This window comes from Agreia sp., assembly GCF_964263775.1.
GTDB lineage: Bacteria > Actinomycetota > Actinomycetes > Actinomycetales > Microbacteriaceae > Agreia.
Window position 1 is genome coordinate 1 of record NZ_CAXVWM010000044.1, and the last position, 4,211, is coordinate 4,211.

The following is a 4,211-nucleotide window of genomic DNA, read 5'->3' on the forward strand; positions in this document are numbered from 1 at the left end:
GGGAACGTGCTTGGATTCGCCGGGTGGCGCGGTGGTGCGGAGCCGGCTGCGGCCGATGCCCTGCAGGCGGCGGCGCTCGCGGCGGTCGAGAACTCCGACCCGGTGGTGGCGCCCGGGCAGTACCTGCTGGTCGAGACCGACGCGGTCTACGGCAACACCACGCTGACCGAGGCGGGTGGCTACGTGAGCTATCTGACGATCAACCGCGACAAGCTCTATGCTCCGGCGGATCGGTCGGACGACTGGGTGTGGGTGCGGTCTTTTCGCGAGCCGTACAAGTCGTTCAGCGCCGAGGGTGAGGCGCTGGCGCAGAAGAGTTATGCCGACGAGGTGGCCGAGGCAGATGGTGTGCCCGAGCTGCTTCGTGCTCCGGATGCGCAGTTCTACGGCAACTCGACGGTGCCCGATTTCGATGCCCTGCCGAGGGACCCGCAGCAACTGCTGAACCACATCTATAAGGTGACGGCCGGTGGCGGCAATTCGGCCGATGGCGCGGCGCTCGGCTGGATCGCCGACACCCTGCGCACCGGGGTGACGCCGGCGGATGTTCGTGCCGCGCTCTACGAGGCGGCCGCCGGAATTCCCGGGGTGGAAATCAGCGAGCAGGTGCTCAATTTCGAGGGAAGTACGGGCATCTCGATCGGCCGGGTCGAGTCGGCGGACAACTCGCGGCAGGACCTGATCATCGACACGAAGACCGGAGCGCTGATCGGAGAACGCCGGGTGGAGCTGACCGACGAGGGCTGGGGCTTCCCGGCGGGAACGACGACGGGGTTCACTGCGGCGAGGACCTCAGTGGTCGATGCGGCTCCCGAGGGTGGGACGCAGAACGGGCAGTTCGACCGCGGCCGTATCGAGATCACCTAAGAGCAGAAGCGAGGTCATCTTCCTCGTGAACTACATTTCAGCCAAACAGGTTGGTGATCGCGTGATCAACTTTCTCGCTCATGAACCGGCCGACGTGCTCCTTAAGCTGGCTACGGTTCTAGTGAGGCGGCAGGCTAAATTCTCATTGTCTTCCCGCACTTGCTGCAATTGATTGCTCCGTGCTGCGTCACCTTCACTCCTACGAACGTGTGATGGCAGTACGGGCAGGTGATTGTGGGAACTGTGGGCATTTGTTCGACTCCTTTGTCTCAGCAGCCCAGGCGAGCTGACAGATGTCAGCCTAAGCGCAACCTCCGACACAGGAAACAAATCGTCGTGAAAAATACGTCCATACATTCTCGCATACGTTCGAGTCTTTTTGGGTGGCGCGGCAGCGCACAAAGAGAAGCCAGTTAGCGGTCCCGTATGACCAGCTGTGCCCTACTTGGGGAATGGCGGGGAGTTGAGCGTACCCATAGAGTCCGCAACATGAGCCTTGATTTCACGGCGATCGATTTCGAGACTGCCAACTTTGACCGGGGGTCTGTTTGCGCCGTCGGCATCACGAAGGTGGTCGGTGGTCAGATCGTCGTGAACGAATCCTGGTTCGTCATGCCCCCCACCGGTCTCGACTTCACCAACACCTATATTCATGGCATCGGACCACAGCATGTCGTCGACGCCCCATCGTGGAGCTGGACCCTCGATCGCCTCGATACCCTCATCGAAGGAACACCGCTCGTTGCCTACAGTCCCTTCGATAAAGGCGTCTACAACGCCGCGAACAAGATCATCGGGCTGCCGGACCGAGGCTTCGTCTTTCTCGATGCCCTGAGCGTGGTGCGTCAGCACGTCGAATTGGATGGCTACCGTCTCCCGCGAGTCATGAAGCACTTCGGCCTTTCCGATTTCAATCACCACGAAGCGGGAGCCGATTCACTGGCCTGCGCTCAGATTGCACTGGCCATAGCTACTGAAACCAGTGCGGCAAATATCCAAGAGCTGTGGCGCAAGGCTGCCGAACGTAAGCGGGCCCCTCGTATTCGCCCGTACCAGAAAAAGGCTGACCTGCCCGGCGCCAACATCGAGGCCGATCCCGGACATCCGCTTTTCGGTGAGGTGGTCTGCTTCTCCGGAGACCTCGATTCCCACACACGCAGCGAGGCCCAGAAGGTCGTGGCTGGATTTGGGGCCTCTGTGTCTGGCAATGTCACCAAGAAGACCTCGCTTGTGGTCATGGGCGGATTCGATCCGCGCACTCTGAAAGAAGGCGCGTCTCTCAGCTCGAAGGTCGAGCGCGCGATGGACCTTGCAACGAACGGTCAACGTATTGAGGTCGTCACGGAGCAGACGTTCCTGGAATTGATCCAGCTCTAGGTCGTCGGGTTCGTCGCTGACCAGGACGCCCGAGGGTCCCGGGCGCTCTTACCTGTCCACAGAACCAGGCCTTCGTCTCTCAGACCATTGAGCTGTTTGATTGTCGTCGGTCGTGACTGGTGCAGGGCTTCAGCAATATCTCCGGTACCGAAGGCTCGACCGGATTGCTCGAGGAATTCCAATGTCGCGATGGCTCCACGCGGAAGTCTAGAGGCGAGCCTTTCATCAATTCGTGCGGCTGCGCGCAACACGAGAGTCACTGAGGCAGAGCTTTGAATGTAATGCGGATCTGCCAGTCCGAGCCGCTGCATCTCGGCGAAGATTCGTCGAATTCCTTCGCCTAGTTCCTGGGTGATGCCCATGTCGCTGCACACTCGCGCAATTCGTGGATTCCGTGAATAGCGGGAGATCTTCGTAGGCTCAGTGAGGTCCGCTATAACGGGGAATCTTCCGGGTGAGGTTACTTCAACACGATTGTCGAAGATCTCAAAGCGAATGTGGTCTCCACTCATGCTGTAGGAGCGGTGAACAACCGCGTTCACAAGACCTTCGAGCCAAGCCGCTTGGGGCACTATGGCCATGTCGGCAAAGCGTCCATCGTTATTCAGGGCTCTCCGTTTCGGCATCCACTCTTCGATGAGCTGCTGGGCATTGATAACGACTAACGGCAACGGTCCCGTAATCCGATGGTCGCGTTCGGCTTCTATCGTCTGTCTGGCGCCTTCCCCGCGAACGGTTCCTCGATATCGGATCACCCGCACATGAGCGTTCGGAAAGTTAGTCTCTGGATTGCGAGCGAAGAGGAGGTAGCCCGCGTTTGTGATTTGGCTGTCTCGTGTAAGCAGGTTTCGGGCGTTGAGGCTTCGGAGCGGATTTTCAAGGCCGATCGCGTCGGAGAACGTTTGAAGGATGTCCGTGTCGAGATCGTCCACGCTGGCCTCGCGGGCCGGTTCCGCTTCGAAATTCGACGAACCGCGATCGTAAAGGAGTTCTCGTTGCTGCAGAAAACTCAGCTTCATTGTCGAGTCTCCGGCGCGCATGTACGTGTCACCATCGCGCATCCTGTAATCCACGTCGCCGGGAGCGACCCTGAAAACCAGAAGCTTCTGCTCGTTGCCTTGTAAATCGACAACAGGTACGTCGTCGGCGGAAACGCGTACTGGAGGCTCAGTGAAATTGATGGCGGCTCGTCGAAGTGCGTTGATTTCGGTCATGCGTTCTCGCAGATCTTCGACCACGCCTTCGCTCAGGCCGATAACCAGGGTTCCGCCTTCGGCGTTAGCGAAGCCTACGAGCGTGCGGGCAGCCACCTTAGGCTCGACCCGAATGCTTTTCCTTTCAAACCACTGGCTCTCGCGCAATGCAAGCAATTTCTTCGCGCGAAGCGGCAATACTGCCGCCAGCGCGCGGTCGGATTCGAAGCCTGATGCGCTCATGAGGGAATTCTACTCTAAAAGCTTTTGAGTAGCCAGATGAACCAGCTAGCTCAGTCAATTGCATCGTTTGTGGGTGATTCTTGTTGTTACTCGAAACGTACTCGCAAACATCGCTGTAAACAGAAGTTAGCTGAGCGGTGATTTTAGTGCAGCGTTGTCGTTGTCGTTGTCGTTGTCGTTGTCGTTGTCGTTGTCGTTGTCGGTGGCGCTGGTGGCCACGAACGTGCTCGGATTCGCCGAGTGGCGCGGTGGTGCGGAGCCGGCTGCGGCCGACGCCCTGCAGGCGGCGGCGGTCGCGGCGGTCGAGAACTCCGACCCGGTGGTGGCGCCAGGGCAGTACCTGCTGGTCGAGACCGACGCGGCCTACGGCAACACCACGTTCACCGAGGCAGGCGACTACGTGAGCTATCTGTCGATCAACCGCGACAAGCTCTATCTTCCGGCGGATCGGTCGGATGACTGGGTGTGGGTGCGGTCTTTTCGCGAGCCGTACGAGTCGTTCAGCGCGGAGGGCGAGGTGCTGGCGCAGAA

At 59.6% G+C, this 4,211-nt stretch carries 4 protein-coding genes; 3 read left to right on the forward strand and 1 reads right to left on the reverse strand.

From position 1 onward, the window contains the following. Both ACE5CZ_RS04100 and ACE5CZ_RS04105 read left to right on the forward strand, forming a co-directional pair. Positions 1-867, forward strand: an 867-nt coding sequence (locus ACE5CZ_RS04100; protein WP_374946083.1) for a CU044_5270 family protein, incomplete at its 5' end; no start/stop codon positions are given. 489 nt (positions 868-1,356) lie between these two features. Beyond that, a complete protein-coding gene (locus ACE5CZ_RS04105) occupies positions 1,357-2,244 on the forward strand; it encodes an exonuclease domain-containing protein (RefSeq protein WP_374946084.1) in 888 nt (295 codons plus the stop codon). Here ACE5CZ_RS04105 and ACE5CZ_RS04110 read toward each other — a convergent pair. Beyond that, the gene (locus ACE5CZ_RS04110; RefSeq protein ID WP_374946085.1) at positions 2,241-3,680 is read right to left on the reverse strand and encodes an ATP-binding protein; all 1,440 of its coding nucleotides are present in this window, start codon (positions 3,678-3,680) and stop codon (positions 2,241-2,243) included. The two genes, ACE5CZ_RS04105 and ACE5CZ_RS04110, sit on opposite strands and share 4 nt — an antisense overlap. Positions 3,681-3,834: 154 nt before the next feature. Between ACE5CZ_RS04110 and ACE5CZ_RS04115 the strand changes: the two genes are divergently transcribed. Beyond that, positions 3,835-4,211, forward strand: a 377-nt coding sequence (locus ACE5CZ_RS04115; protein WP_374946086.1) for a hypothetical protein, incomplete at its 3' end; no start/stop codon positions are given.